This is a genomic window from Salegentibacter sp. 24 (genome assembly GCF_004362395.1).
GTDB lineage: Bacteria > Bacteroidota > Bacteroidia > Flavobacteriales > Flavobacteriaceae > Salegentibacter.
This window is the reverse complement of sequence record NZ_SNWE01000045.1, coordinates 1-5277: the sequence shown is the minus strand read 5'-3', so window position 1 is coordinate 5277 and position 5277 is coordinate 1. Positions and strand designations below refer to the sequence as shown.

Genomic DNA, 5277 nt, shown 5'->3' with positions numbered 1-5277 from the left:
CGATATTTAAAACAAGAAAGAAATGCTGCTTAAAAAATGAAAAATAGAACTTAATTTAGCAGCTAAGCTGTCCTAACAAATGGGGGTTCTTCACACCAAAATTACTCACCATGTCTAAAAAAGCACCATACATTTTCACAAATCGTTCAAAACGTTACCTAAAGGGTCATTTTAATTTTGTTTTTAAATACCAAAAAGCTTAGTTAGTTAATCAGTTAAAGGAGGATACTAAGCAAATATTGCGATCCATTACCGATGGTTCTGATTTTGAAATTGAATTGATGGAAATTGAGAATAATCAAGCTTATCTTTTTATACATTACGTTCCTCGCAATTCAGTTGCATCTATTGTTCGAAGGTTAAAGCAAGAGAAGACTCACCAAATTCGGCGTTCAGCGCATAGGTCGTTCTCGTTGAAGCATTTTTGGAAAGAAAATACCTTTGGTCAAACTATTCAGCACAGGAATTTAAACTAAATATATTTTCTGATTTTAATTATTTCAACTTCATATATAAAATCAAAATACATAGATATTAGGAACGGTGGAATTCCATTTAGGATCTTAATCTATTATTATAATGATTGCATTCCAGGCAATTATGAAAAACCCTCTATATTTTAATAACTCTTTAAGACAGAGAATTAGTTATCTTTTGTAAATTATTAAGTATGAAAAATAATGGCCCATCTTTCCTAATTTTAACCACTATAATTCTAGTGACTGTTACAATACTTGTTTTTTTCAGAATTGGGTTTCCAGTGGTTTTCTATTTAACTTGTATCGGCCAAATTTTAATGATTTTTAGTATTTACAAAGTTTTAACTGACAAATATTCTACTAAAAAAAAATTCAAGGATTGGTACGAAGATTATCCGAAAAAATAAAGCCGGTGATTCAACCCCATTTAGTCGACTTCAAAAATTGTACTTATTGACACTGGTTTTCCTTCACTTGTAAAACCTTCCAGGTTTATTTCAAATTTTCCATTTAGATCTGATGTATAGAAAATAATTTCCTTTTCTATTAGTTTTATTATTGGGTTCCAAAGGAGTTGATATCTGTAATCCGGTATTCTATCTAACTTATAGGCCGAATAATTTGGAGAATAGTAAGTTTTTGGTTTTTGAGGAATTTTAATTTCATTAATTATCATTCCTTTTTCTGCTAACTCGGAAGGAAAATCACCTTCCTTGGTACTTACAATAACGGCTCCCTGATAAACAGATGGGCCAAGAAATAAACGGTCTCTTAGAACGCTTATACTTTTTATTTGTCGAGGATTATATGCTATTAATTTTTCATGGTCCTGCACCACTACCCCATCAACTATAAGCAGTGCAGGTTCTTCAAATTCATCGTAAACTTTTTTGCTCCTTACTAAGAATATATTCACTCCCATATTATTTTCCCTTATTCTACCGAATTTTATAATTTCTGTAAAAGTTTGAGCGATATCCGGAAAACTATTATAATCCTCCAAATTATACGTAATCAATTCTTTTTCGAAAAAGTATTTATTAGCTCCCGGATTATGAAAATGGTCTTTTTTAATATTGTTATAAGCATTTTCAATTTGAATATTTATACTTCTTTCAAGGATATCATCTCTATAATTTGAAGCCATAAAAGGGGGGCTAATCAATAGACTGTCATAGTTAGGATGTGGATGTTTGAGCAAATTTATATTATATTTAAGTTTTCTATCATTCTCAATTTGGAATATAAATTCATTAATTTTTGGTATTTCATTTAAAGTGAATGAAAAATTTCCATTTCTATCTATAGAAACGATGCGCAATTGCCCTTCTTCACCTGGGGAGGAAATAATCATGTTTTTACCTGAAAGTAGTTCCTTATTTTCTATTTTTATATTCGCTTTAAACAATGCTCCTCGAACTTCCGGTAAAAAAATGGTATCCTTAAAATTCCAAACTATATCCGTATAAAGTCTCTTATACGTAGTACTCTTAAGTCTTTCGGGTTTATCTATTGCCCCTAATCTTCTCACCGAAAGAGAAAAATTTCCAGATAAATTGTTTGGGTTCTCCAGTTCAAGAATTACTTTTTCCCTTTTCCCAAATCTGCTTTTATTCAGGTTAAAATTTAAACCACCATTATTACTTTCAAATCTTTCTTGCAGGAATTTATTATTTTTTTGTTTTTCGATTCCTGTATTGGTGCTCAGATAAGGATTTATAATATTTATATCCTGCATGAAGTAATTTCCCTTAGCATTTAGCATCCAATTTGTATAGGCCACAATTTTATAAGAACCTGATTTTAAATTAGAGTGAATGAAAAAATCCGAAAAACCTTGTCCGTTTTTTAATTTTACTTTGTGCTGAAGTAGAACTTCACCTTTATTATTAACCAGCTCTACCCAACCTATCTTACTTAAACTACTTAACTTACCAGTATCGCTTTCAAGCCCATAGAATTTATATTGCAGTTGTTCTCCGGTAAACAACAGGGTGCTATTAATATGTAGATAAACCTGCTCTTTGGGAAATTCCTTATTCAGAAAACTTTCTGTAATATCAATCTGAGCAGAGGTGGAGAGAATAAAACCTATGAAAAAAATAATTACTAGCTGTTGTTTTATCATTTGATTAGTGTTCTTTTATTCTTCCCAAAATTCAGGTACTTCGTTTGTTCCGAAAACAGTACAATCAACACAATTTACAGGCACCACCTTAAAGCCCAAAATTGGATCAGTAGTAAACCATTTAACGGCTCCATTTTGAAGTAGTTCTTTTAATCTTTGGGAATTTGGATTTTCAATAGGACAATAAGAAGCAAAATATGGTCTTGGGTGTGGTGAATCGAAAAAATCGTCATAATTAAAAAATATTCGCTTTTTTGAAACAGAGGAAATATCAAAAAAACCTATAATTTTTTCATCTGGATTATTAACATTCTCAATATTACCGGCAAAAAAGCCCGGCTGACTTTGTGAGAAAACATTATCTGTATCCGAAAGTTCTTCTAAGATTGCATAATAATTATATGCTCCCCGACTAATAACGTACTGTTCAACAAAGATACTATATCGAAGAGCTAGTTTGGGTTCATCATTCGCTATAAAAGTTAACAGTAAATTATTCACGTTATTTTCCGATAAAGAATTAGTATTAGCTAGTATAATTTGTTGTGATTCTTCCGTACGGTAACACGTGTATTCTTCTTTAATCTTCGGAACTTCGACAATACGACCATCTATTAAGATTAAATCTCTGGTTTTATAATAGCGTGAATTAAATTTAAAAGTTTCAGAATATTCATATTTATAATAATTGGCCTCCCCTGATGAAGTTTGATTATTTAAAGTGATTGCTATCCCATTTTCTCCCTGATAATCAATTCTGTTAGCTTCTATTTGTGCAATACCACTTGTTCCCGGCAATTGCATTGGTTCAGATTGATATTTTTCGTCCTCTATGAAAATTTTCAACTGATAATTTATTCCAGGTTGAGCGGCAAAACTATCTCTGGAAATATATATCCCAGGTTCCTTTTCCTCGAAAACATATTCATTATTTCCTATGACCTTAACTTCGGCTCCGGATAATGGATTTGGTCCCGATGAGTCTATTTCGAATGCCCGGGATAATTTAATCTCGTGTTTTTTTAATTCATTGGTTACCATTCCCTCAATTACAATAGCTTCTTCAAAACCCTCGGGCTCTAATGGAATTTCTTCCACACAAGCCATGATGCTTAATGTAAAAATCAGCAGACCAATTACTTTAATATTTTTTGATATAAACATTATCAATTCTTTGATTAAAATCTAAAATTATAGGTTATGGTTGGTATTGGAATGGAAAAAATTGAACTCTGATAAGCCTTTACCTCTCCATTATCGGTAACAAAAAATACGGAATATGGATTGTTTCTACCCAAGACATTATACACTGAAATATTCCAGAAACTATGCGCGAATTTTTCAATTTTATGATTGCCTTCTACATTAAAACTTAAATCTAACCTGTAGTAATCTGGAATTCTAAACTGATTCCGATCACTGTACAATACATATTCAGCGTTATTGAAATTATATTTTCCAATTGGATAAGTTACTGGTCTTCCGGTCTGATAGACGAAATTTGCAGAAAAGCTAAAACGCTGGGTTAATTTATAATTAAGTACGGCACTTAAATCATGTGGCTTGTCAAAATTGGTTGGAAAAAATTCTCCATTATTAACCGTTTCTGCGGGGAACCCACCCGCAAGCTTTATAAATGATCTAGAATAGGTATAACCTATATATCCATTTAAATTCCCGGTCCTTTTCTTCAAAAGCAATTCAGCTCCATAAGCTTTACCTTCACCCTGTAAAACTTCGGTTTCAATATTTTCATTTAAAAAAAGATCTGCCCCCACTTTATAATCCAGTAAATTTTCTGAAGTTTTGTAATATCCCTCCAGACTTATTTCATATACATTATTCGCTAAATTTTTGAAAAACCCTAAAGCGTATTGAGCCGCTCTCTGTGGTTTTATAAACGAACCGGATAACCTGTAGGTATCAGTTGGAGCGGCGGTTGTATTATTTGAAAGCGTGTGGATATATTGGTAAGTGTTGTTATAACTCACTTTAGTGGAAAAAGTAGGTGTTAAGAAATATCTTCCCGAAATCCTTACTTCTGGTCCTCCATAGGTTTTAATAACTTCTCCACTTTTAAATATTTCTGAACCTGTTATTGTTTCATCATTTTTAGGAGCATTTTCCTCATAGGTATTTACGGAAGCAGGTCCAAAAGCAGTATAAAATGAATATCTTAAACCTGCATTAAGCAAGAATTTATCACTAATTTCAAAACTATCCTCAAAATAAAATGCGGTTTCTAGCCCTCTTTCCTTAGGAATACTTAGTTCTTCTATTAAAGATTCCCTATTGCTTGGGTAAATTTTACCTGGAGATACCATATAAAATTTACTGTTTATTCCATAATTAAAAGTATGTTTTTCGTCAAGATAATATTTCATTTTCAATTTTAGTTCCGATTCGTTTATGGAATAACTTGATTCAAAATCGTCCTTAAAATTACTGGCATAATCTATATTAAATTTATAATTGCTGTTAACTAGAACCAATTCTGCTTGATGTCTCTTTTTAAGCGCTTTTTTGTAGGAAATAGAAATCAGACCATTATTATAACTAAATAGGGAATCTGAAGTAGGGCCTGCTGATTTTATCAGTTGTTAAATCGTATACCATTCATAATATTCTTCTATTTCAGCAGTAATTTTATAAAACCGGTACGAGATTGTT

The 5277-nt window shown here is 31.6% G+C and carries 3 protein-coding genes and 1 pseudogene; 1 reads left to right on the top strand and 3 read right to left on the bottom strand.

Going from position 1 to position 5277, the window contains the following annotated elements; genetic code table 11:
- Window positions 1–218 precede the first annotated feature (218 nt).
- Window positions 219–476: pseudogene (locus tag DET49_RS18980) on the top strand (transposase); the annotation flags it as partial.
- Window positions 477–906: 430 nt separating this feature from the next.
- On the opposite strand, the gene DET49_RS18195 reads toward DET49_RS18980, so the two are convergent.
- Genes DET49_RS18195 through DET49_RS18185 form a run of 3 tightly spaced genes read right to left on the bottom strand, consistent with a single transcriptional unit; the run spans window position 907 to window position 5099 of the window.
- Window positions 907–2607, bottom strand: a complete 1701-nt coding sequence (locus tag DET49_RS18195; RefSeq protein ID WP_133550261.1) for a hypothetical protein — start codon at window positions 2605–2607, stop codon at window positions 907–909.
- A gap of 15 nt (window positions 2608–2622) precedes the next feature.
- On the bottom strand, window positions 2623–3771 hold the full coding sequence (locus DET49_RS18190) for a DUF4249 domain-containing protein (RefSeq protein ID WP_133550259.1): 1149 nt from the start codon (window positions 3769–3771) through the stop codon (window positions 2623–2625).
- A gap of 14 nt (window positions 3772–3785) precedes the next feature.
- Window positions 3786–5099, bottom strand: coding sequence for a TonB-dependent receptor plug domain-containing protein (locus DET49_RS18185; protein ID WP_243729724.1), 1314 nt, complete (start codon window positions 5097–5099; stop codon window positions 3786–3788).
- Window positions 5100–5277 lie beyond the last annotated feature (178 nt).

Excerpts from the sequence above, each read along its gene's own strand:
- DET49_RS18195 (WP_133550261.1), bottom strand. The coding sequence starts at position 2,607 with ATGATAAAACAACAGCTAGTAATTATTTTTTTCATAGGTTTTATTCTC.
- DET49_RS18190 (WP_133550259.1), bottom strand. The coding sequence starts at position 3,771 with ATGTTTATATCAAAAAATATTAAAGTAATTGGTCTGCTGATTTTTACA.